Raw genomic sequence first — 21,142 nt, 5'->3', positions numbered from 1 at the left:
TGGGGTTTGACGGAACAACGGCATAGCCGATCCGGCCTGCATAGGATCTATTATGACATGACGCTTGAGTTCGGCTCCGACGACCCGGCGGACGCATCGATCACGCGGCGCGTCCTCACCGTCATGCTCGCCGAAGACTACTGAGCGTCGGCGAACCCTCAAGCCCCATTCCCTATGAAAAATCAGCGCACCGGCTCGCCGGCCCTTCGGGCAGCGAGAGGGGAGGGGGAGGGCGAGCTTCAGGCTCGCCGACCGAGAGCGCGCGGGCTCGATGGACCCTGCCTTCCCCAATCCCCGAGGAGACCAGCCTTGACCCCTGCCGAACCGATCCGCGCCACGCTGCCGCTCTCCCTCATCACCAAGGGCGACAATCCGCGCCGCTATTTCGACCGCAAGAAGCATGACGAGCTTGTGGCCTCGATCCGCCTGCGCGGAATCCTGCAGCCGATCCTCCTGCGTCCGAAGGGCGAGGTCTATGCGATCGTCGCCGGCGAGCGCCGCTACCGCGCCGGTCTGGAAGCCTACGGCCCCGATGGCGAAGTGCCTGTCATCATCCGCGAGATGACGGACCAGGAGGCGCTGGACGCCGCGATCGCCGAGAATGACGACCGCGACGATCCGTCGGAAACCGAACAGGCGGACGCCGCCGTCCGCTATCTCGCGGCATGCCAGAACGACCGCACCGAGGCCGCGCGCCGGCTCGGCTGGTCGCGGAGCAAGCTCGACCGGCGTCTGGCGCTTGCCGAACTCTCCGACGCGGTGAAGCTCGCGCTCGACGAACGCCGGATCAAGGTCGGCCATGCCGAACTGCTCGCGGCGGTCCCCGGCGACAAGCAGGACAAGGCCCTCGAGACCATCCTCGCCGCCGAGCTGGATGTCGGCAAGACGCGCGAATTGCTTATGCGGGTGACGCAGAACCTCGCCGCCGCCTGCTTCGACAAGACCGAGTGCACCACCTGCCCGTTCAATTCGGCCTCCCAGCGAACCCTGTTCGAGACGCATGTCGACGACGGGCACTGCACCAATCCCGGATGCTTCGAACTGAAGACCCAGACCGCCGAGGCGATCCGCTTCGAGGAGCAGGAGCGCGCCGAAAAAGCGGCACGGGCTGCAGCTTTGCCTTCCACCGACGATCCGCAGGGTGGTGAGCGCGATGACGATGATGATGGCGGTCTCGACGACACCGAGACCGAAACCGATGCCTCGCCGGTTGACCGCACCGAACCGCGCGCGCCGGCCCCGCTCCCTTCGGCGAGCGGCGGCTCCGCCGCGCACAAGCCGACCGTCACGGTCAAATCGATCGCCGGCCGTACCAGCGACCTGCGCGAGGCGAAGTGGCGCACCGCCGTCGCCCGGGCCCTCGCGGCCGATGCCGTCCATGCCCATACCACCATTCTCGTCGCCGCCATGTCGGGCACGCTTCCCCAGATCAAGGCCGAGACGCTGAAGGCGCGTGCCGGCATCTTGGTCGGCGCCACCTTCCCGGACTTGCCCTATGGCGACAAGATCGCGGAAATCCGCGCTCTCTCAGAGCCGCAAGCGGCCAATGTGCTCTCCGCCGTCGGCGCCGCCTATGCCAAGGACGTGCTCACCTTCGCGCATGTCGCAGACCTCGCCAGGGCCTTCGCGGTTGACCTGCGCGACGTCTGGCAGGTCGATAAGGCCTTCCTGGAGCGATACACCAAGGACGAACTCAAGTTCATCGCCCAGGAATGCGGCCTCGTCGCGCACATGGGCGAAAAGGGCTTCGCCAAGCTCCTCACCGCCAAGAAAGCCGACCTCATCGCCGGCATGCTCAACCGGCCCGGCTTTGACTGGGCTGGACGCCTGCCCAGTTCGATGACGCTCGACGGCCAATACGGACCGCCGCCGGTGAACGTCGCACCGCCGCCCGAAGCCGCGATCACGGAACTCGCCGCCTGACCCCCGAACGCTCACACAGACAAGGAAGCGCCCCCATGCTGATTACCAACCTGCTCCCGCTGCTCGCGCGCTACTCGCTCGGCTTCGATCTCGTCGCCGGCCCGGACCATACCGTCACCCTGACCGTGATCCCCCGCAGGCAGGAAGGCGCCGCGCACAAGCTCGAGGCCGGCGAGACCCGCCCGATCTCGCTCACCGCCAGCGCCGCGGAAATCGATGCCGAACTCGCCAAGGGCGAAGACGGTGCGCTCGGCCAGCTCATCGCCGCCCGCAAGACGCTCGCCGACCAGCTCGCCGAGCAGCGCCAGGCTGCCGAAGCCGCACGTACCGCCGCGGCAGAAGCAGCGAAGGCCAAGGCGGCGACGCCGAAGACGCCCGCGCCCGCCAGTCCCACAAAAGCTCCGAACCCCGCCGCTCCGCCAGCCGATGCCAAGGCGGACGAACCGGCCAGCCTCTGGGACTGACCATCATCAATTTGCCCAACATCTCAATTCGAGAGGTCCATCATGCAGATCAATCATCTCACCCGCACGTATCGATATGACGGCTTCGATCTTCCGGTTCCGCCGCATCTCGCTGACGAACCGGGGGCGCTGCGCGCCTACCATGCGACGCTCTATCCCGCGATCCTCAACGCCGAGATCGTCGACGCCGGCGTGTCAGGCGCCGCCCACGTCATGGAATATCGGCGCGCCGTCGGCACCAAGGGCTGACCGTGCCGCGCTCCCAGAGCGCGGCCATTCCGGCCGCACCGCGCAAGACGCTCCTCGAATGGATCGAGCACGACGATGGCAACACGACCGGCTTTCCCCAGCCTCCCTGCAGCGCCCAGGCCCAGGCCCTCCACGCGCGGATCCTCTTCGACCCCGCCAACCACAAAGCCGAAGCGCCGGAGCCGCTTCAACCTCCCGCCGGCCTCAGGCTCGCCCCACTCGGCTGATCTCGCGGGGCGGTCGGTCTCGCTTTCCGTCGATATCCCCGCCACTTTCGATCAGCCGCTCAGCAATCACCACAAGCTGATCGGCCGCTGGGTGGCCGCACGGGAAGGGACGCCCCCGCGGTACACGCGCGTCGGCGCCCGCAAGCGCATCGAGCAGGTCTTCAATGCCGCGGTTCTCGAAATCTTGGCGCCGATCGAGCTTGTCGATCTGCGCGCCGCCGTCCTCGTCGGCGAAGACGACAATCCGCCCGCAATCGCCCTCGTCTGCGAGACCCTCGGCCAACTGGATCTTGGCTGGATCGAAACCGGCGACGCTCCCATCCCCTGGCGCGCCGCCGCCTACGCGGCCCTTGGTGAGACGCTCGGCACCGCCCTTCCGGTCTTCGGCTACCAGGACCTCTTCGAGGAAATCTCGATGTATTATTGGGACGGCGAGATCGACGACGAGGGCGCGCGCCGGAGCTTGGCCGCCTATCAGGGTCTCAGCGCCGAAGAGATCGAAGAGCAGACGCTCCCCTCTGAAATGAACGCGCGCCGTCCCGACTGGATGATCGGCACGAACGCAGCGAAGCCCGCATGCCTCCCGAAAACGCTGGCGCAGGCGCTGCATCGGCTTCGCGACGCGCACAAGGCGCTCGAGCACCTCGCTCCGGACCGCAACGCCTGGCACTTCGATAGCGACGCCCTCTACGAATATGTGCCGGGCATCGAGGAATGCTCGTCCCTGCCGCCGCTGACGCTCGTTCCCTTCGAGGAATTCGCCCGCGAACTCGACGACGTCGCGCGCCACGGCATGGAAATGGGCTTCATGGATTTCTGCGGCCTCTGCCCGCTGCCCGAGATCAGCCGGATCGACGACTGGTTCGCGAGCCTCAGACTCGGCGTGCAGTTTCTGCTCGCGGCTCAGGATCTCGTCCGTCTCGACCCACCCAATCCGTGAGGCCCTCATGTCCGATCACAGCAGCCACTTCGAATCCACCGGCGGCGGTCTCGTCCTGACCAACGCCATCCTCCTCTATCAGGTCGGAACGTCCCGGACACCGACCGCCTATGGCGCGCCCAGGAACGATATGGCGGCGTTCGCCAGCATGCACGCCGTCGAGCACGATGGAGACGGCCGCCCCACGATCGCCGCGGGCGTTCCCCTGTCGCGCGCGCAGCTGCGCCAGTGGACCGAGGCGCTGGGCCGCACGGCGATCCCCGAGATATTGCCCGACACCGTCCTGGTCTCCCATCCCGATGTTCTCGCCTGGTGGTCGCCGGCACAGGTTCGCCCCGCCTATTTCGCGCTCTCATCGCCGCCCGACGGTCTTCGAGCGCTGGCGCGGCGCACGACGGTTGCCGTGCCCTATCCCGCGCATCTGTTCATTGCCACGCGCACGGGCCTTGGGGTCTACGCGCTGCCGGCGAGCGAGCGACCTGTGGCTGACACGCCGGTGCTGCACTCGCCGATTCTCAATGTCTTCATCGAGGGTCGGCTCTGCTGGGGCAATATCCCGAGGCCGAAGACCCTCGGCGTTGCCGCAATCCCGGAGTTCGAACGGGCCGTGTTCGATTCCTGGTCGACGCACCCTAATCCCGGGCAGGAGTGGACCGTCACCGGCAAAGGCGGCCTCGTCAGACTCTGGGACGATCTCGCCGCGCGCGCGGCAAGCCGTTTCCCGGTCCGCCGCCTCAGGCCCTTCCATCCCGCCGCCCGTCAGCGACAGGCGCGTCCAACGGCCGAGGCGATCACCGTCGGCCGACTGGTTGCAGCGGCTGCAGGGAGATGACCATGCTCGCCAATGATCCGACCGCGGCCGCGCTGCTTGAGGCCGTCCCCTGCTATCCTGTTCCGTCTATGGGCCGATCGCCTGGGCTCGATGCGCTTCGCAGCAGTCGGGCCGGACACGGGGTGGCCGTGGGGGCCGATGGTGTGATGCTCATATTGCGTCGTCCCTGGCTGGCTCTTGATGCGCCTCTGGCGCCACCTTTCGCCGCCCATCTCCCTTATGGCAGCATAGGCGACCCCAAGGCCGAATTGCGCTGCGGCCGGGTCCCAGGCGAGCATCTCGCCGCCGTCCTGGACCATTTCCGCGCGGCCCTGCCCAACGAGGCAGCGGCCTTCATCCTGTGGAACGAGGCGACGGCCGAATTCACCGTGCATTTTCCGCAGATCGATGAAGCGACGCCGACGCGCCTCGTTTACCGTTCCCCGGCCTGCGAGCCTGGCTGGCATGTTGTCTGCGACATGCACAGTCACGGGCGCGGTCCGGCCTATTTCAGCGCGACCGACGATGCCGACGATGCCCATGCCACCAAGATTTCACTCGTCGTCGGCCGGCTCGACCATCCGGCGGGTCCGGTCATGGCCGCCCGGCTCTGCGCCGGAGGCATGTTCCTGGCCGTGCCGCGCAGCCCATTTTCGGGAGATTCCCCATGCAGCCTGACAAGCCCCAGCGCCACTTCCTTCCCGCCGCCTTCGACAATCGCGGGATCCGGATCCTCCTCGTGGGATGCGGTGGAAATGGCGCTCAGATGCTGATGGGCCTTGCCTCGCTCGACACGGCTCTCCGCGCGATCTCCTCGCGCTCGCTCGCGGTCACCGCGGTCGACGACGACATCGTGACCGAGGCCAATCTCGGTCGCCAGCCCTTCTATCGCTGCGATCTCGGCAACTCCAAGGCGCGCACGCTCACCGAGCGGATCAACCTTGCCCACGGCCTGGGCTGGAAAGCCGTTCATGGCCGAGCGCCCGATGCCGTCGATACGGAAGGGACCGACATCCTCATCACGTGCGTCGACACGGCTTCGGCGCGCCGGGCACTCGGCGCGGCGCTTAGCGACGGCAGGGTCGTGCCGACCTATTGGATGGACCTCGGCAATCGCGCCAGCGACGGACAATATCTGATCGGTTGCCCATGCCGTCCGAAGGGCAACGTCAAGGCGCGCCTGCCAACCGTCCTCGAGGCATTTCCGGAGCTGGCCGACGAAACCCTGGCCGAGGACGATGCTCCGTCCTGCTCGGTCGCCGAGGCGCTTGAACGTCAGTCCCTGTTCGTCAATCGGGTGCTGGCGAGCCACGCGCTTGCACTGTTGTTCGACCTTCTCGGCCGCGGTTCGATCGGGCACGCCGGCGCCTTCATCAACCTCGCCAGTGGCCAGGCCGTCCCGATCCCTTTGCCGCGCGGCGACTGAAACCCCGCCGGCCACTCCACCACTTTCCGTGCCCATCCAACCCCGGTGGCCTGCGCCCGGGGCACGAGGAGATTTTGTCATGACCGTCATCGGACATAACCGCATCCGCCGCGTCGACAGCTTCGACGGCTATGAGGTTCTCGCCCATCCCCTGGCGAACCGCGAGGACCGCGTCTTCCATCGCGGCGAGGGCGGGGCGTCCCAGGTCGGGGTAACCTACGGGTCGCATGACATCCAGATCGCGCGGCCGACCGGTCCCGGAAACAAGGGCCTCCTTGCCATCCTGATGCACCACGGCGGGGGCCGCCATATCCTCGAATTCTACGAGAGCGCCCTGCCGATCACCGCGACACTGCTCGGCCTGCCGGAGCGCGCACAATACGCGCTGGCCTACACGATGTTCAAACAGGCCGACGAATGCGCCATCGCCGCCCGCGTGGACGAAGCCGGCCGCTGGGCCGAGGCCTTCGTCGATGGTCGCATCCGCAAGCGCCGCCGGGCCGGCAAGCGCTATGTCCACATCGAGACGCCGGCCGAGAAGGAGCGCCGCTGCGCCTGACAGCCACGCCACCGCCGCCCATGGACGCGCAGCCCCGAGCGAAAGGAGAGAAGGGCGGGGAGGGGGCCATTCGCTCTTGCCGAGGAGACCCCGATGCCCCTTCCCACCGTCGTCCACAGCCAGGTCGATCCTGCAGCGATCACCAAGGTGACGCGCCTGTTCAATAATACGCTCGGTTCCATACTGACCGAGCTCATCCAGAATGCACGCCGGGCCGGCGCGACGACCGTCGACCTCGATGTCGCTGAAGCCGACGATCGGCAGTGGCTCGTCATCGCCGACGACGGCGCGGGGATCGCCGATCCCGCGGTCATTCTCGCGCTCGGGCGCTCGGGATGGGACGACGACATCGCGGCCCGCGAAGACCCTGCCGGCATGGGCGTGTTCAGCCTTGCCGGGCGCCATGTCGAAATTCGTTCGCGTCCGCGCGCCGGCGGAGACGCCTGGCGGATCTCGATCGCGCCCGGCGACTGGGAAACGGGCGGTCCTATCCCGGTTTATCGCTGCGATCATCGCTTCGGCACCGAGATCCGTCTCCCACTCCAGGATGACTGGGCGAAATCCCTGGAGGCCAGCGCGAACGCAGCCGCGCGCTATTGTCCGACGCCGATCCGCTTCAAGGGCGCGCCGCTTGCCCAATCGGACTGGCTCGCCGACGCCCTGGTCACGGTTGAGACCGACGGCGTGCGCATCGGCGTCTATAACGGGACGCGCGGCGCCCACTGTCAGCCACGCATCAACTTCCACGGCCTCACCGTTCCCTGCATCTTGCCCTCGATCAACGAGAAGGATCGCTGCTGGTGGGCACGCGTCGACATCATCGATTCTCCGGCGCTGCAGCTTGTGCTCCCAGCCCGGACCGAAATGGTCGAAAGCGCGGCGCTCGAAGCGCTCCGCGACTTGGTTCGCAGGACCATCTTCCGCCACATCGCGTCTCTCGGCAGCCACCGCCTGTCCTTCGCCCAATGGACCGAGGCCCGGAATCTCGGCATCGATCTCCCTGAGGCGACGGCGCTCCTGCGAGGCTGGACCCCGGCGACGGCCGATCTCAACAGCGGACGCGAGGGATCTGGCCTGATCCCGGCGGACAATCTCGTCCTGATGGAGCATTTCGGCGCGCCGCTCGAACAATGTGCAGCATTCGCGCTCGTCCGCGACGGCCGCCTCGAAGGCTCCCTCGCCGATCCAGACGACGCGATGGCGGGATATGGCTGGTACGATGCTCTTCCCCGCATCACGGCGCTCAAATTCGAGATCCAACGCGACGGTGCCACTCATCTGTTCGACAGCGAGACCCTGCCCGGGCTCGAAAGCGGGACGGTCGACCGCCTCGATCTCGTGGTCGAGATCGGGGGCGCCAGAAGCGAGACGCTGACCGTCGCGGCTCCCGTCGTCATCGAGTATGACGAGGCGCATCATTGGGGCTTCGAGGAAGCGAACGTCCTTCTCACCGCGCGCGACGCGGTTTCCCCGGACGAGCTGGTCGACCTGCTCGAGGCTTCATGCTTCTGCGCAAGCGATGATCGCGAGGCCGATAGCTGGGAGACGCAGAACGATCGCTTCCTGCTCGATGCCAGAGAAATGGCCACCCGCCTGTTGCTCGGAGACGACGCGGCGCTGGTCGAGCGGCTCCGGGCGATCATCGCCTACCGCGCCCAATGGTTCGTTCCCGAAGGGCGCCAGTTCTCGGCCATCATCGGCCGGAACGCCATCGATGTCCGCATCGAGCCCGTCCCGGCGTCGCCGGCATCCTGATCAATCTCGAAGGGACCAATCCCATGCGACCCATCAGAGCCGCGAGGCTTGCCGACCGCGACGCCGTGCGGGAGGCGATTGACCAGCTTCGCAGCGCGCGGCACCTTCTGGCCCAGAGCGGTGCCCCGCGCGCCGCCGCCGCGGTCCGCAAGGCGCTGCGCAGCGCCGAGGGTGCGGCCCGCCACGTCGATCATCGCATTCGTCGGAGCCAGACATGAGCCGCTACGAACTGAAACCGAGACCGGGGAACGGGGTCATCAAGGCGGTGATTGGCTGGGACAGACCTCTCCAGAGCTTCTTCGCCCAGATATTCACGCCGACCGACGAGGAACCCGAAGAGGGCGAGGCGACGATCTGGCTTGGCACCGAGCCGGGCGAGCTGCCGAGCCCAGAGGTCGCCATCAGGGTGGTCGAAGCTTATGCCGACATTCCCGAGACGCTGGCTGCCGATCTCGCGGCGGACATGAACGCCACGGTCGGCGTCAAGGACGGCCTGCATCAGGCAGAGGCCAAGAGGCGTCTCTTCGGCTCGATCCACTAACACAAGCGCCCAACGAGTTTCGTCCCGAGGCCGCTTTGGCGGCGCTCGGATGGGCGCTTGCGCGCCTGCTCGGCCGAACGGCCGAGGAGGGGAGTGGGGAAGGGGAAGTTGGCTCGGACACGGTGTTCGAGACCAGCTTCCAGGAGACTTTCCCATGAACATCGGTTCGATCAAGCAGAATGACGCCGGCATTTTCGTCGGCAAGATCGCGACGCTGACGATCGCCATGACGGTTGCGCTGCGCGAGGTGCACTCGGCCAATCCGAAGGCGCCGAAATACGAGGTGCTGGCGCTGTCGGCGGCACGCGCGTGGGTGCAGGTTGGCGCGCTCTTCGAACTCTTCTCGAACGGCACCGGCGAGGCGTTCCTCAACGGCAAGATCGAGGATCCGAGCCTGGCCGCGCCGCTCTACATCTCGGCGTTCCGCCAGGAGGACGGCAGCTACAACGTCGTCTGGTCGCGCCCGACGCGTCGCCGCGATCTCGCCGCGGAGATGACGCCCAAGGCCGACGAGGGCCTGCCGCCGCTGCCCGGCGCCGACGAGACCGCCGGCCCCGCCACCCAGGGCACCGAGGCCGGCCTCGGTCAGTCCTCCGCCGAACATGCCTTCGGTGGTGAGCCCCAGGAAGGCGGTCGCCGCCAGCGCAAGCAGCGCGGTTCCGAGGCCGCCGATCCGGCCGAAACCGCCGACGCGACCGCCTGACGCGATCCATCTCCCCCACGCCGCGCCCAGCCTCCGGGCGCGGCCCCTTGAAGGGTCCGCTTCGCACGCCGCGAGGCGGGCCCTGTTTCTTTTGACAACACGCCCGCGCGTCGACCATCAGCGAGGATTCCCACATGCCTTCACTTGCGCAAGACAGCGTCCCGACCCGATCGCCCCACGATCTGTGCGGTCTCACTGCCGACTACGTCGCACTCACCAGCGCTGAAATCGTTTCCGCCGAGGACCGCGTGGGCAAGTTCTGGGCCGGTGACGGCAGCCGCGAATGCATGCTGGATGACGATTGTCTGGTCGCTCGCCATGTCGTGCCATTCGGCAGCTATCCCTGGCACCTCTGGCACCACATCGCCGCAGAAATCCTCGGCGAGGCCTATGACCTGCAGGACGCCTCGCAGATCGAGCGACTGATCCAGCTCCGTGGCCTGTTCCCGCGCGACGGCGCGTCGGCCCCGCACTGGATCGCGCTCGACCAGACCGATCTCGCGACCTTGCTGGAACGCCAAGAGCATCCGGATAGCGAACGGGCCCAGCTTTCCCGTCTGCGCCTCGATGGTCTCGATGCGGGTCTGGGCCTTCCCGCGCCCGATTATTATGTCGATGCGCGCGGGATCTCCCGAGAGACCTGGGAATCGATCTCGCCCCTGACCTTCGACCAGGCCTATGCCGATCCGGAAGGCCAGCCCTACGACCTCATCTTCGACCGGCCTGACCTCACCACCGCACACGCGTCCGGCCTCGCATTCGCGGCGCTTCACGAACTGCAAATCGTGTTGACGGAGGAAAGGCCAGTGCCTCCCGAAGAGGGCGGCTTCCAGAGCGATGCGATGTTCGAGACCTATACGGCGAAGCTGGCGGATATGATCGCGACCGCGCCCGCCTGTCTCGCCCTTGCCCCTGGCGATAGCAACGACCGGATCGCCGCCGCAATCGACTTCGTGGAGCAGCGCTGTCCAGGATGGTCCGAGGGCTTTCCCACGTCGCCCTCTGGCGGCGAGCTTCGTCCCGTTCCTCTCGCATGGAGCCGCCAGATCGCAATCGCGGGGCTGCGTGACGCGCCCGGCGAACATGCCCTCGTGCAGGACGCTGACGAAGTCCCCGCCTCTTACGCCATTTATGCCGAACGCCACGATGGCTCTCTGGAATGGCTCGGAACGGCGGCCTCTATTTCCCATGCGACGCGTCTCACAAGCGCGATCGGATCGGCCTCGGCGCCGCGCATGCTTTCCGCATTGACCGATTGAACCCTTTGACCGCGGCGCGGTCGCTCAATGCGATCACGGCCCAAACCTGGTCTCGCCGCCTCTTTTCCCCTCCAACATGGTCCCCGACGTGCCCGGTCCCCTCCCGGCCGGGCACGACCCTTGAGGGCCTGCCTCGCACATTCCCCGCGAGGCAGGCCCTGTTTTTGTTCTGTGGGCAAGCCTCTTCCCCTGTTCCTCGGCAACCCCTTCATCGTCTCGGGCACAATGAAGCTCATGGGCGGCGCGGCCGCGCTCGTTCCCGAACTTGCGCCCGACCCCCTGTTCTTCGCCTATCTGGTCGGCCTTTCCGAGCTCATCGGCGCCCTCGCGATCGTCCGCGGCTATCCCGTCCACACGGTTGGCATCCTGCTCGGGCTCGGTGTCTCGCAACGGCGAAGCAAGCGCACATGGCAATGTGATCGAAATCCTGAAGAACGCGACCATGGCGGGCGGCTTCTTCCTGGTCGCCGCGACCGGCGCTGGCTCGATCTCCCTGTTCCGCGGGACACCGCCCGGCGCGCTCGCCCGTCTGAGGTAGATAGCGCTCACCGTTTCTGCCGGACTTTCCTCGCGCTGATAGGCCACATCGAGCCGCCATCTTGGCGGCGAGCAGGCCGGCCCGACCGCAGGAAGCGTCGCCGAGGTCTCTGCCCGCCAACCGCTGATATCGCTCGAGCCGGCGCACCTGTCGCCGTTCCGCGGCGCGCTGTCCTCTTGCCGGACGATCCAGCGCCGTGCCCTTCCTCGTGCCTGGCACTCGCCGACCGCTGCCGGGTATGACCTGATGGCATCTCGCCGTCCCGGACGCCGAGCCAAGTCGGTCCCGCACGCGAGGCCGTCCCCAGACCCCTTGGGCGCGGTCGAAAGTCAGACGCGCCGCAGCCGTGCAGGGCAGGTGTCTCGCTTCGGCTGACTCCGAGTGAAACCGTCCATGGCGCGGGCCTTTGCGATATCGCCGGTGGGCCACCCGCTTGAGTGGATGAACGCTACGCCCGTGCGGGGCCCCCGCAACCCGCCATTTTCCGACCGTGTTGAGGCCTGGCGGCCTCTGCCCGCACCACTCGAAAAATGGGGGTTTCCCCTCACTGGCGCTCGGGTGCGGCGTCCCCTCGATCACGGGCCTTCGCAATTGTTCATCCCAGCGGGATCGGCCCGCTGGCGTGAGACGCGAAAGGCATCAGGCCATGAACAAGGTTTTTCTCTCGGGCCGCATCACCTCGGACATCACCCGCTTCGGCACGGACAGCAAGGGCGGCGTCAGCTTCAGCCTCGTCACCTCCAAGCCGGTCATCAAGGACGGCCAGGTCCAGAAGGACGGCAACGGCTACACCGAGACCTACGACGAGTTCCACACGGTCAAGGCCTTCAACGGCCTCGGCAAGTCGGTCGCCAACCACAAGAAGAAGGGCGACAAACTCCTGGTGGTCGGCGAGATCCGCTACAGCCGCAACGAGCGCGACGGGCGCACCTACTACAACACCGACATCGTCGCCGAGGAAATCGAATTCCTCTGACCGTCCTTCCGGGCGGTCGCGCGCGGCCGCCCTCCACCTTTCGATGGAGAGCACAGATGTTCAACCTCACCAGCTTCGACGACATCGCCGGCATCGCCCACGGCATCGAGACCACCAACCCCTGCATGGTCGAGCGCATCCGCCGCGCGGCCGACAGCCTCAACCGCCACGAGATCGCCGCCCGCCTTGGCCAGGCGATCACCGAGGCGACCGATGCCGCCCACGCCCGCGACTTCGAGCAGGCTCAGTTCGGCGAAGCCAGCGCCGACGCGATCGTCGATTGCGAATATTATGACGATCTCGCCGCGGCCTGGTCACTGGTCGCCAGCGAGCATCAGCTGATCGTCCCCCATTCCATCTTCGCGCACGACGGGTCGGTCCACTGACCCGTCCGCTTTCCAACAGGACAACACACATGCACGCACAATCCACCCCCGCCCGGATCACCAACCACTGCTTCGGCATCATCATGCACCACCGCCTCGCCTGGTGGCTGGTCGAATTTCCCGACCTGGATGCGACCCCGCTGCGCGCCCGCAAGCTCTCGGGCCGGCTCACGCCGGCCCTTGCCGACTGGCTGCGCCGCGAGACCGGCGATGCGCGCCTCGGCGACGATGTCGCCGCGCTCAATCCGGACAGCCGCTGCTGGTCCGGCGAATTCTCCTATGTGCCCGCGGCCGGCGCCGCCGATCTGTTCGACATCGATGCCCATCCCTGGGGCAGCGAGGCCAGCGAACTGGAGACCCGGCTCGCGCGCGCGATGATCGATGCGACACTGCACCCGATCCCCTCGGGCTTCGTCTCGGTCTTCGGTGCCTTGCCGCCCGAGAACCAGCCGGTGCTCGCGATCCGGCTGAGCGGCTATATCTCCGCGACGTTCGAGCTGATGACCGCATGCTATATGCCGACCTACCGGCCGCGTTCGCCCTGGCGGGACATCTCCGGCGATGCCATCGGCGACAGCGGCAGCGACATCCTTGGATGGCAGCTCGCCGCCGAGTGGATCAGGCCAACCTGAAGTCGGCGGCGACGTCGGCATACGCCGGCCTCGCCCCGTGCCGAGGGCGAGCTTGCCGCCCGCCCAGCATCTCCTGAAACCCGCGGCGCGGCGCCCTCGACGGCGGCGCGGGCATTTGCCGTGCTCACCCGCCTCTGATCGGATTGGGTTCAAGGCGAATGTCGCGTCGCGTCACATCTGCGTGCTGGCTGCGGCGTAAGTTGCTTGTGCTGCGGCATCTCACCGATCGATCAGACTTCGTCTGAAAACCGGGGTGTGGGGGGCCGGCGAGGTCCAGGTCATCGGTCCTGCGATAGGGCTGTCCAAGAAGGGTTGGCGCATCCCGCCCTTCGCTCGGGCGAAGGACGGGACCGGGGCTCTATTCGCTAAGCCGCCGCCCGCGCGTGCCGCGCGAGCCCCGCCTAAGCTCACGGAGCCGAAGCGGGCTTAGTCTCCGCCCTGCCGGGTCACGATCCCACTTGCGGTTGGCGAGCGGGGCAGGGTTTCCATTCCTATTCCTCTCTTGTGTCTGCCTAGTGTGGCATGCGGGGTTGGCGGTCCGTCGAGCATGAGCGGTCCCCCCAATTTTTGCGTGCGCCCGCTGGCGCGGCCCCCCGAAAAAATCGGTTCCCCCGCTCCCCGCGCGGCGGCGTTAACCCGGGTCCGGCCGCGAGCGGCCGGCTTCCCGGTTAACGTGCCCGACCTCCCTGACCACCGCATGCCCTGAGCCAGGCCTCATCCCGAGGATGAGACATCCAGAACCCATGGAGGCTCACATGACCAAGTCTTTTTCGAACTTCGCAGATCTCGCCAGCTTTATCGCCAGCGAGACCGACAGCCACGGCCGCGCCACCACCTACGAACACGCTTTCATCGAACATGACGAACGCGCAAAGCTCTCGCCGGTCGACGAGGCCGAGCAGCTCGACATGCCCGATCCGGAGCAGGCCCGTGTGGCAGTCGAGATGGTGATGTCGACGCTGTTCGATGTGTTCCGCGACACGCGCCTCGAACCCTATGCAGCCGATCTCGCCTGGGGCTTCGTGAACAGCTTCCACGTCGTCGCGAAGCGCATCAACGACCGCGAAGACGATGCCGCGAAGGAGCTTGGCGAACTCGCCCGCAGCTTCGACCCGAGCGAGATCTACGCCGCGCAGCTCGAAGACGCCCAGCTTCTCTGCCAAACGCTGCAAGGGTGCCGCGATGCGATGGAGTGCATGCGCGACCACGCCTCCGAAGTCTATCGCGTCGAGACCGGACGACCCTATTCGCCGACCCGCGGCAGCCGGGTGTCCCGAGGTGTCACCGCATCGATGATCGATGCCCGCGACTATCTCGCTTCCCGCATCCGGGAGCGCCGCGAGCAGTTCGCGCCCGAAGGCCCCGTCGTCACATTCTCCGGCGGGCAGGTCTGGGAAGACCATGAGGTTCTCTGGCGCGGGCTCGACTCGATCAAGGCGCGCATTCCGGAAATGATCCTCGCAACGACCGCCCAGACCAAGGGCTGCGATGCGATTGCGCAGGCATGGGCCGCAGCGCGCGGCGTGAAGGTCATCCTGTTCAAGCTCGACCGCCGGTTGGGCGCCAAGGCCGCCTTCGTGCGCAACGACCGGCTGCTGGCCCTGAAGCCGGTGGAAGCCGTCGTCTGCGAAGGCTCGGGCATCCAGATGAACCTCGCCCAGAAGCTGCGGCAGGCAGGCGTGCCGCTCCATGTCGTCAAGCTCGATGAGACCGTGAAGGCGCGGCTCGCCCAGCCGAAGACCGACCTCCCGAAGTCCCGCGACGAGTTCGATCCCTGGACGCAGGACGACTACTACCGCGACATGGTGAACGGCGGTCGCCAGCGTCGTCGCTGACGCACCCTCGAGAGGCTCCGGCGACCGCCGGAGCCTCTCTTCCCCTTTTTTGCGGGCGATGCGGCGCTCGGGGGCATCGAGCCCCGTCGCGCCGCGGGGTCTGAGCGTCATCACGCTCGAAGGCGAGCAGCAAGGGGTGTCTCCCCTCTCATCGTGACCAAAGAAAAGGGGGGCAAGAGCTGTGGTTCAACAAGGGAGGACGAGATGTCCATCACGTTCCGCATCGCCACGGCCGCTGACGATCAACCGCGTCCGAGCGCCACCATCAACGCACGCCAGCTCGCCGCCCTCCGGACGCTTCTGCGCCAGCAGGGCGAACGCCTCGGCATCGTCCTGCTCGAGCCGGACGACTTCCTCTCCTATAGCTTCGAAGCCCGCGTCTGCCCGCTGGCGCTCGCTACCGTTGCGCGTGTCTTCAATTTCGACCCTGATGCAATCACCGTCATCGAAGAGGCACAGTTCCGGTCCCGGCGGGTGAGCATCTATCGCGGTGACTCCGGCACGATCGTCATGGCGGTTGCACTCACCTCGGATCCAGGTGTCGAACTCAACCTTGCCAACGGCAATGCCTATGCATTGCTCGAAGGCCTCGGCCTGCGCCCCGACAGCGTCGGCGAACTCCCCATCGATGCCGTGCGCGAGCGACTTGCCAATCCAGCGGTTCGGCAAAACGCCGCCGAGCACGGCGTGTCGCATTATCTCGCAGGCCTCGATCGGCTCCTCGCGACGGCCCACGCCGACGACAGCTCCCGACTGGAATGGGCCTAATCCCCGCCCTTGCCGTCCACCGGGAAACGGCATGTCGCACCGCGCGGCGGCGCATCTCTAATCGCTGCCTTGGCCTATGCCGATCCGGCGGTCTTCGTCTTCAAGAGCGTGTCGACCGCGCGCTGCAGATGGCTCGACGCTTCCTCTTCCTTGATCGCCAAGAGATATTCCTGTGCCTGCCGCATAAGCGCCAATGCCATCGCCCGCGTGACCGTCGGCTCCTTCTCGTAAAGCTCCATATCGCCCATCCTGAGCGCGACATTGTTCAGGGAGCAATTCGGAGCGCTCTTCGCCAATCAGCTCCCGCGCCAGGGCGCGGGAGCCGGGGCTGGTAACACGTCGAGACATGCGCCTACGCTTTTAGTGCCGGGGCACCTGGACATATGCGCAGGCACCCCGGCGTGAGATCACACCGAGTTGCCTTCTCGACGGGATTACCAGTCCCGGCGCCACGGCCATTGCGGCGCGGTCATGCGCCTAACACAGACGTATCAAGAGACCAAGGCGAAGCAGCCGATCGCCGTCCCGACCGACCACCCTCAGCTTCCAAACCGCTTCCGGAAATCCATGTGGAGCCGCGCCGCGAGATCGCTCGATCGGACGACACTAGAGCGCTTTGCTGTTAACCCTGCCCACCGTTCCCGCGGTCAGGGGCAAAGCAATGCGCTCTTACATCTCGGCATCAGACAGAGGCTTCATCGCCAAAGTATGACGCTGGGTGTCCATCGGCCGTCAAGGATCAGCGGTGCCCCCAATTTTGCCGCCGCTCCGCGCTGCTGCGCGACACCAAAATCGGCTCCCCCACTGCCCGCTGACGCGGCGGCTTCGCCGTCCCTGACTACCTCAACACCGCGTCGCGATGATCCCATCCTCATCTGATCGAGGTGAGGAGCGCATCATTCGATGGAGGCTTCTATGGACAATCTCGACCAATCCCTCTCGGCCCTCTTCAGCGGACCCATCTGCCCGTCCTGCGCCACCCCCTTTACGGCCGAAGATTACGACTTCTGCGAGGGGGCCGCTTGCTGCCCGAATTGCAATACGCTGTACAAGGTTGGCAAGCCGCACGTGCCCCGCGCCCCCGAAGACACACTCGACGATGAGGGCTATCAGCCGCACCCGGAGGACGCGCAGGAATATCACTTCTTCGACACCCCGGATTCCGTGGCGCTGACGCAGTTCCGTCTCGATGCCAAGCGGCTTGCCGGCGCAGCCATCCGTGAGACGGCGGGCGCCAGTTACGAACTCTACGCGATCCGCTTCTCCGACGCCTGCCAGTCCTACATCGAGGACCTTGACCCGGACCTCCGACCCGCCGCCATCGCGATCGCGCTGCACCACGGCTATGTCGAGGACGAAGACGAACGGCATGCGGGGTTCGGACCCGGCCTCTGTTCCGTCAGCGGCATCGACGAGGCCTATTGCCACTGCGGACGGCATCCCTGAGCGAACCGCTAGGGGCCGGCGACACGCCGGTCCCATTCCTCTTCCGGCACCGATCCACGGGCTCGCTCGCGTGCCGCGCGGACCTTCGGTCCGCACGCCGCTACGCATTGCCCGCGTCTCCCGAACCAGAGGGGAAATCTCTCACAGTCTTCCCATTCTGTCGGGCGGGCGAGGCCGCCTCAAGGACGGCGGGGCCCCACCATTTTCTTCGGCGGATCTAGCGCCGCGCACAGCATTCGGCGTCTGGTGGCCGCCGAAGAAAATCGTGACCCCCACCGCCGCTTCGCGGTCGCCGGCGAGCCGGCGATCCCTGACCCGACCTCGCCCGCCCGACGCGCCTTCCCCTGTCATTCAAGACAGACAGGAGACGACCATGCAGACGATCACGAACACCGCCGCCGCCGACAACGCCGCCTACTTCGCAGCGGTCGCCAGCGCCGAACGCCGGGCACTACACAGCTACTTCGATCAGCACGTCATCGAGGACGCCGAGCTGGGATACCTCGCCATCGACGAGGGCGATTATGATAACCTCACTCAGACGTTGATCGACCGGATCGTCTACACCGCGCCGGGCGGGATCCTCGACGAATTCTGAGACCGCCGACAGGGGAGGGGCGCGTGACGCCTCTCCCTTTTTTTGCTTCTGGGGAATACGGGCATAGGGGGCATCGAACCCCCTATGCCCGTGCCGCGGCGTTGCCGCGGCAGGCCGGGTTCAGACCCGCAGCCGCTTCTCGACTTCGTCGATCCCGAGCGATTTGATCCGCTCGGCCAGCGTTGCGAGGCGCTTGATATCTAGCTTCAGCAGGCCCGCCTTTTCGACTGCCGATATGGCCTGCTCGCGCTCGCGCTCTTCAAGCCTTTTGCGCCGGTCCTCCAATCGCCGTGCATCTTCTTCGAATGCCGCGCGCTCCTGTTCCAATGTCTTTGCCATAAGTGCCTCTGTTCAAAGCTGATCGGGCCATGAACATGCCGACTATAACGCCAGCCTCCTCACGTCGGAAGAAGAAGAATCGGGGTTGGGCGCATCGAGCTGACGCCCGATGACGGCTCTATTCGCTAAGGCTCCCGACGCCCCTATGGGACGCCGGCAACCTAAGCTCACGGACCCAAGGCTGTCGCCTCGTCTCCGTAGGGTAGACGCGAGACGCCTCTTTCGAGGACGCCCCAGCGCCTCCCCCCGAACCGTGCTTGCACCTTTCAATGCACACGGCTCTCCATTCCGCTCGGCATCCGGCCGCCATGATGAGCGACATGGCATTTCCGACACAGGACGATGGTCCTGCGCCGTCGCGCCGATCGCACCCACGGCGTTAGTTGGTCACGCCGTTTGTCTTTGAGGCGATGGGGATGATGCATCTCGAACGGACCAGCGGTCCCGCCACATGCTTCGCATTCCTCGGCATTGAGGCGGGTGACCAGATCGTTCGGACTCTGCGCGATGCGCGAGCCGACCGTGATGGTATCGACGATGGGATTGTCCCACGCCTTCACGACCAGATGCTTCAGTTTCCATACCTTATGGACGCGCGACGCGCCACGGACCACGGTTGTCACGCCATGATCCGTCCCCATTTTCAGATAATCCTCGGCCTGCCGTCTCGTCGAGCCTCGCCGGCAGGCCACAGTCGCCAAGAGGCTCCTGAGAACCACCAGTTCGAGCTTGTCGAGCGACGCTTTCACGCCATCGGCGATCGCATAGTAACTCGCGAAGCCGCGGAACTCCGAGTTATAGGCGACGATGATCTCCGCCACACTGGATTCCATGAGTTGCGGACGCACCCGGCCGTTCCTCATGTCGAGGTTGCCAAGCTTCTTGCGCCTGCAGAACGCATAGACCCGCTCCCGTGGCACCCACAGCTTGATATTCCCCCGCGTTGGCCGACGAAGGACGCGTCGCGTCCCACCGCCGACCTTCGGACGCCCCGCCATTGTTCCGGCAGAGCGCAACGTGAAGGCGCATACATGGAAGCCGAGGAACGGCGATCCCTTCGACGCATCGCGAACCCCGGTCTTTTCCGGTGACACCGCCAGATTAAGCCGATCAGCAAGGAAGCGCTGTATATCGGCCATGATCCGGACGGCATCCGCCTTGCTGCCGATCACACCGACAAGGAAGTCGTCGGCGTAGCGGCAATAGCGCAGGCGGCGGAAGTCAGGGTCCATAGGATCGACGGACGATAATTTATGTCGATCCTGCTTGACGGCTTCGATCCGCGCCAACCGGACGCGCACCTCAGACCTGTCCGCACCATCGGCGCGGATTGCATCGATCTCCTTGCGGAGTACGGCGATCTGGCGGGAGTGAGCAACATAAGCGGGGTTGGCCCGCCGTTTGACGCCCTTGTCGAAGCCCGCCCGCATCTCCTCCATGAACAGATCGAGTTCATGAAGATAGATGTTGGCGAGCAGGGGCGAGATGACCCCGCCCTGTGGCGTGCCGCTGTAGGTCCGCTCGAACTTCCAGTCGTCCACGCACCCTGCCTTGAGCATTGTCCCGATCAGATCGATGAACAGAGGATCATCGATCCTGCGAGCCAAGAGGCCGAGCAGGATGTCATGGTCGATGTTGTCGAAGAACCCGCGAACATCCACTTCGATCAGCCATTTCACGCCCGTCCAGGTGTTGCGGATCTCTTCGAGAGCCGTGTGGCAGGAGCGACCCGCGCGGAACCCATGACTGTGTTGCGAGAACACAGGCTCATAGATTGCCGCGAGGATCATTCTCGCCGCCTCCTGAACGATGCGATCATCCGCCGTTGGGATGCCCAATGGGCGCATTTTACCATTGCCCTTGGGGATATAGACCCGCCGCACCGGACGAGGGCGGTAACGGCTTTCCGTCACGCTTTGGACCAGACGATCCAGCCTCGCCAGCGTCATGCCGTCGAAGGTCTGGCCGTCTACTCCCGGCGTCATGGCACCCCGATTCCGGGACACCCTGTCATAAGCCCGCTCATACAAGCAGCGGGACCGCATGAGGCGGTGGAGACCATTGATCCGCTTGCCCGCCCGCGACAGGGCCGGAAGCTTCTCGATCCGTCTCAGGATAGTAGCGGTCTGCATCAGCAGTCCCTTTCCGTTGATCCATCAAGTTACACAGAACTGCCGTCCTTCACCCGGAAGCAGCGGATTTCGACGAGGATCGCTCCCGCTTATACCACTGTTCCGTCCGCCTCTCGGCGGCTGTCCCGGCCATTACGCCGGGCGTTCGACTACTATGACGGCTCCGTCGCCATGCAGGTCCGGACAAGCCGTCCTGTTTAGGCGATCCCGCAGTTGCGCGGGCGAGGAGTCGCGGCGCGTTTAGGTGCCCCGTTCGTTTCCTTGATCCCCTTACCGGGGCCACGCCGTGCGGACTGGCAGCGATTCGCAGGGCCGTGCTCCTCGCTCCGCTCGGGACGGTGTGTCAGCCGCGTTCACCGTCACCCACCTGATGGTCGTTGGAAACTGGGATTCAGACAATCCAGTCTTCACCATGCGCACCTTGCCTGCTGGTCAACCGCCGGGCTGCGGCGCCCGGCTTCGATCCATACCCCGACATGCTATGGTCCCGTTTCCCTTTCGGAATCTCAGCCGGTTCATCACCGGCACCGGTAAGTCGGTCAGGCATGAGCTATGCCAATAAGCTCAGTTCATTCGAACACTCCTATGATGATTGTCCAGCAGCAAGTGATGGTTCACTGCGGCTGAAGGTTGTG

The 21,142-nt window shown here is 65.9% G+C and carries 26 protein-coding genes and 1 pseudogene; 24 read left to right on the top strand and 3 right to left on the bottom strand.

Annotation, left to right across the window (positions count from 1 at the left end):
- The 22 genes and pseudogenes from AX724_RS23260 to AX724_RS05005 form a co-directional block, all read left to right on the top strand.
- Positions 1-144, top strand: a 144-nt coding sequence (locus AX724_RS23260; protein WP_156447999.1) for a DUF3768 domain-containing protein, incomplete at its 5' end; no start/stop codon positions are given.
- Positions 145-309: 165 nt separating this feature from the next.
- Complete coding sequence (locus tag AX724_RS05095) at positions 310-1,923, top strand: PRTRC system ParB family protein (RefSeq protein WP_066764120.1); 1,614 nt, start codon at positions 310-312, stop codon at positions 1,921-1,923.
- A 35-nt stretch (positions 1,924-1,958) separates the two neighbouring features.
- Complete coding sequence (locus AX724_RS05090; RefSeq protein ID WP_066764117.1) at positions 1,959-2,387, top strand: PRTRC system protein E; 429 nt, start codon at positions 1,959-1,961, stop codon at positions 2,385-2,387.
- A 42-nt stretch (positions 2,388-2,429) separates the two neighbouring features.
- Entirely contained in the window at positions 2,430-2,636 is a 207-nt protein-coding gene (locus AX724_RS05085; RefSeq protein ID WP_066764116.1) for a PRTRC system protein C, read from the top strand.
- Between the two features lie 2 nt (positions 2,637-2,638).
- Positions 2,639-2,863, top strand: coding sequence for a hypothetical protein (locus AX724_RS22640; RefSeq protein ID WP_082733401.1), 225 nt, complete (start codon positions 2,639-2,641; stop codon positions 2,861-2,863).
- A 91-nt stretch (positions 2,864-2,954) separates the two neighbouring features.
- Complete coding sequence (locus AX724_RS05080; RefSeq protein ID WP_231736470.1) at positions 2,955-3,803, top strand: hypothetical protein; 849 nt, start codon at positions 2,955-2,957, stop codon at positions 3,801-3,803.
- A 7-nt stretch (positions 3,804-3,810) separates the two neighbouring features.
- The gene (locus AX724_RS05075) at positions 3,811-4,635 is read left to right on the top strand and encodes a PRTRC system protein B (RefSeq protein WP_066764110.1); all 825 of its coding nucleotides are present in this window, start codon (positions 3,811-3,813) and stop codon (positions 4,633-4,635) included.
- Entirely contained in the window at positions 4,632-5,387 is a 756-nt protein-coding gene (locus AX724_RS05070; RefSeq protein ID WP_066764108.1) for a PRTRC system protein A, read from the top strand. Before AX724_RS05075 ends, AX724_RS05070 begins: the two co-directional genes overlap by 4 nt.
- Positions 5,282-6,040 carry a PRTRC system ThiF family protein gene (locus AX724_RS05065; RefSeq protein WP_066764107.1) on the top strand — a complete coding sequence of 253 codons (759 nt, stop codon included), beginning with the start codon at positions 5,282-5,284 and terminating at the stop codon, positions 6,038-6,040. The genes AX724_RS05070 and AX724_RS05065 overlap by 106 nt, the downstream gene beginning before the upstream one ends.
- A gap of 79 nt (positions 6,041-6,119) precedes the next feature.
- Positions 6,120-6,599, top strand: coding sequence for a hypothetical protein (locus AX724_RS05060; protein WP_066764106.1), 480 nt, complete (start codon positions 6,120-6,122; stop codon positions 6,597-6,599).
- Positions 6,600-6,692: 93 nt separating this feature from the next.
- Positions 6,693-8,354 carry an ATP-binding protein gene (locus tag AX724_RS05055; protein WP_066764104.1) on the top strand — a complete coding sequence of 554 codons (1,662 nt, stop codon included), beginning with the start codon at positions 6,693-6,695 and terminating at the stop codon, positions 8,352-8,354.
- A 23-nt stretch (positions 8,355-8,377) separates the two neighbouring features.
- A complete protein-coding gene (locus AX724_RS05050) occupies positions 8,378-8,572 on the top strand; it encodes a hypothetical protein (protein WP_066764102.1) in 195 nt (64 codons plus the stop codon).
- A complete protein-coding gene (locus AX724_RS05045) occupies positions 8,569-8,895 on the top strand; it encodes a hypothetical protein (RefSeq protein ID WP_066764100.1) in 327 nt (108 codons plus the stop codon). Before AX724_RS05050 ends, AX724_RS05045 begins: the two co-directional genes overlap by 4 nt.
- A gap of 154 nt (positions 8,896-9,049) precedes the next feature.
- Positions 9,050-9,598, top strand: coding sequence for a DUF736 domain-containing protein (locus tag AX724_RS05040; RefSeq protein ID WP_066764098.1), 549 nt, complete (start codon positions 9,050-9,052; stop codon positions 9,596-9,598).
- Positions 9,599-9,732: 134 nt separating this feature from the next.
- A complete protein-coding gene (locus AX724_RS05035) occupies positions 9,733-10,857 on the top strand; it encodes a hypothetical protein (RefSeq protein WP_066764096.1) in 1,125 nt (374 codons plus the stop codon).
- 27 nt (positions 10,858-10,884) lie between these two features.
- Positions 10,885-11,169: pseudogene (locus tag AX724_RS24885) on the top strand (DoxX family protein); the annotation flags it as partial.
- A 67-nt stretch (positions 11,170-11,236) separates the two neighbouring features.
- The gene (locus AX724_RS23885) at positions 11,237-11,395 is read left to right on the top strand and encodes a hypothetical protein (RefSeq protein WP_197421469.1); all 159 of its coding nucleotides are present in this window, start codon (positions 11,237-11,239) and stop codon (positions 11,393-11,395) included.
- A 646-nt stretch (positions 11,396-12,041) separates the two neighbouring features.
- Positions 12,042-12,371: a single-stranded DNA-binding protein gene (locus AX724_RS05025; protein ID WP_066764094.1), complete on the top strand. Its 330-nt coding sequence runs from the start codon at positions 12,042-12,044 to the stop codon at positions 12,369-12,371.
- A 56-nt stretch (positions 12,372-12,427) separates the two neighbouring features.
- Positions 12,428-12,757, top strand: coding sequence for a hypothetical protein (locus tag AX724_RS05020; protein ID WP_066764093.1), 330 nt, complete (start codon positions 12,428-12,430; stop codon positions 12,755-12,757).
- A gap of 29 nt (positions 12,758-12,786) precedes the next feature.
- On the top strand, positions 12,787-13,389 hold the full coding sequence (locus AX724_RS05015; protein WP_066764091.1) for a hypothetical protein: 603 nt from the start codon (positions 12,787-12,789) through the stop codon (positions 13,387-13,389).
- 755 nt (positions 13,390-14,144) lie between these two features.
- Positions 14,145-15,224, top strand: coding sequence for a DUF2493 domain-containing protein (locus AX724_RS05010; protein WP_066764089.1), 1,080 nt, complete (start codon positions 14,145-14,147; stop codon positions 15,222-15,224).
- A gap of 204 nt (positions 15,225-15,428) precedes the next feature.
- Entirely contained in the window at positions 15,429-15,992 is a 564-nt protein-coding gene (locus AX724_RS05005; protein ID WP_047867042.1) for a hypothetical protein, read from the top strand.
- A 74-nt stretch (positions 15,993-16,066) separates the two neighbouring features.
- On the opposite strand, the gene AX724_RS23255 is transcribed toward AX724_RS05005, so the two are convergent.
- A complete protein-coding gene (locus AX724_RS23255; protein WP_197421468.1) occupies positions 16,067-16,240 on the bottom strand; it encodes a hypothetical protein in 174 nt (57 codons plus the stop codon).
- 667 nt (positions 16,241-16,907) lie between these two features.
- Here AX724_RS23255 and AX724_RS05000 point away from each other — a divergent pair.
- A complete protein-coding gene (locus AX724_RS05000; protein ID WP_053058606.1) occupies positions 16,908-17,438 on the top strand; it encodes a hypothetical protein in 531 nt (176 codons plus the stop codon).
- Between the two features lie 373 nt (positions 17,439-17,811).
- Entirely contained in the window at positions 17,812-18,036 is a 225-nt protein-coding gene (locus tag AX724_RS04995; protein WP_047867151.1) for a hypothetical protein, read from the top strand.
- Positions 18,037-18,156: 120 nt separating this feature from the next.
- Here AX724_RS04995 and AX724_RS04990 read toward each other — a convergent pair whose 3' ends face one another.
- Together AX724_RS04990 and AX724_RS04985 are read right to left on the bottom strand one after the other, a co-directional pair.
- The gene (locus AX724_RS04990; protein ID WP_047867150.1) at positions 18,157-18,375 is read right to left on the bottom strand and encodes a hypothetical protein; all 219 of its coding nucleotides are present in this window, start codon (positions 18,373-18,375) and stop codon (positions 18,157-18,159) included.
- Positions 18,376-18,641: 266 nt separating this feature from the next.
- Complete coding sequence (locus AX724_RS04985) at positions 18,642-20,360, bottom strand: reverse transcriptase/maturase family protein (RefSeq protein WP_231471946.1); 1,719 nt, start codon at positions 20,358-20,360, stop codon at positions 18,642-18,644.
- Positions 20,361-21,142: the final 782 nt, after the last annotated feature.

The sequence above is a fragment of the Sphingobium sp. CCH11-B1 genome (assembly GCF_001556865.1).
Taxonomy (GTDB): Bacteria; Pseudomonadota; Alphaproteobacteria; order Sphingomonadales; family Sphingomonadaceae; genus Sphingobium.
Note: the sequence above shows the minus strand (reverse complement) of the source record. Positions and strands in the feature narration are given on the sequence as shown.

Excerpts from the sequence above, each read along its gene's own strand:
- AX724_RS05090 (WP_066764117.1), top strand. The coding sequence starts at position 1,959 with ATGCTGATTACCAACCTGCTCCCGCTGCTCGCGCGCTACTCGCTCGGC.
- AX724_RS05085 (WP_066764116.1), top strand. The coding sequence starts at position 2,430 with ATGCAGATCAATCATCTCACCCGCACGTATCGATATGACGGCTTCGAT.
- AX724_RS05075 (WP_066764110.1), top strand. The coding sequence starts at position 3,811 with ATGTCCGATCACAGCAGCCACTTCGAATCCACCGGCGGCGGTCTCGTC.
- AX724_RS05070 (WP_066764108.1), top strand. The coding sequence starts at position 4,632 with ATGACCATGCTCGCCAATGATCCGACCGCGGCCGCGCTGCTTGAGGCC.
- AX724_RS05065 (WP_066764107.1), top strand. The coding sequence starts at position 5,282 with ATGCAGCCTGACAAGCCCCAGCGCCACTTCCTTCCCGCCGCCTTCGAC.
- AX724_RS05060 (WP_066764106.1), top strand. The coding sequence starts at position 6,120 with ATGACCGTCATCGGACATAACCGCATCCGCCGCGTCGACAGCTTCGAC.
- AX724_RS05055 (WP_066764104.1), top strand. The coding sequence starts at position 6,693 with ATGCCCCTTCCCACCGTCGTCCACAGCCAGGTCGATCCTGCAGCGATC.
- AX724_RS05050 (WP_066764102.1), top strand. The coding sequence starts at position 8,378 with ATGCGACCCATCAGAGCCGCGAGGCTTGCCGACCGCGACGCCGTGCGG.
- AX724_RS05045 (WP_066764100.1), top strand. The coding sequence starts at position 8,569 with ATGAGCCGCTACGAACTGAAACCGAGACCGGGGAACGGGGTCATCAAG.
- AX724_RS05040 (WP_066764098.1), top strand. The coding sequence starts at position 9,050 with ATGAACATCGGTTCGATCAAGCAGAATGACGCCGGCATTTTCGTCGGC.
- AX724_RS05035 (WP_066764096.1), top strand. The coding sequence starts at position 9,733 with ATGCCTTCACTTGCGCAAGACAGCGTCCCGACCCGATCGCCCCACGAT.
- AX724_RS05025 (WP_066764094.1), top strand. The coding sequence starts at position 12,042 with ATGAACAAGGTTTTTCTCTCGGGCCGCATCACCTCGGACATCACCCGC.
- AX724_RS05020 (WP_066764093.1), top strand. The coding sequence starts at position 12,428 with ATGTTCAACCTCACCAGCTTCGACGACATCGCCGGCATCGCCCACGGC.
- AX724_RS05015 (WP_066764091.1), top strand. The coding sequence starts at position 12,787 with ATGCACGCACAATCCACCCCCGCCCGGATCACCAACCACTGCTTCGGC.
- AX724_RS05010 (WP_066764089.1), top strand. The coding sequence starts at position 14,145 with ATGACCAAGTCTTTTTCGAACTTCGCAGATCTCGCCAGCTTTATCGCC.
- AX724_RS05005 (WP_047867042.1), top strand. The coding sequence starts at position 15,429 with ATGTCCATCACGTTCCGCATCGCCACGGCCGCTGACGATCAACCGCGT.
- AX724_RS23255 (WP_197421468.1), bottom strand. The coding sequence starts at position 16,240 with ATGGGCGATATGGAGCTTTACGAGAAGGAGCCGACGGTCACGCGGGCG.
- AX724_RS05000 (WP_053058606.1), top strand. The coding sequence starts at position 16,908 with ATGGACAATCTCGACCAATCCCTCTCGGCCCTCTTCAGCGGACCCATC.
- AX724_RS04995 (WP_047867151.1), top strand. The coding sequence starts at position 17,812 with ATGCAGACGATCACGAACACCGCCGCCGCCGACAACGCCGCCTACTTC.
- AX724_RS04990 (WP_047867150.1), bottom strand. The coding sequence starts at position 18,375 with ATGGCAAAGACATTGGAACAGGAGCGCGCGGCATTCGAAGAAGATGCA.
- AX724_RS04985 (WP_231471946.1), bottom strand. The coding sequence starts at position 20,360 with ATGACGCCGGGAGTAGACGGCCAGACCTTCGACGGCATGACGCTGGCG.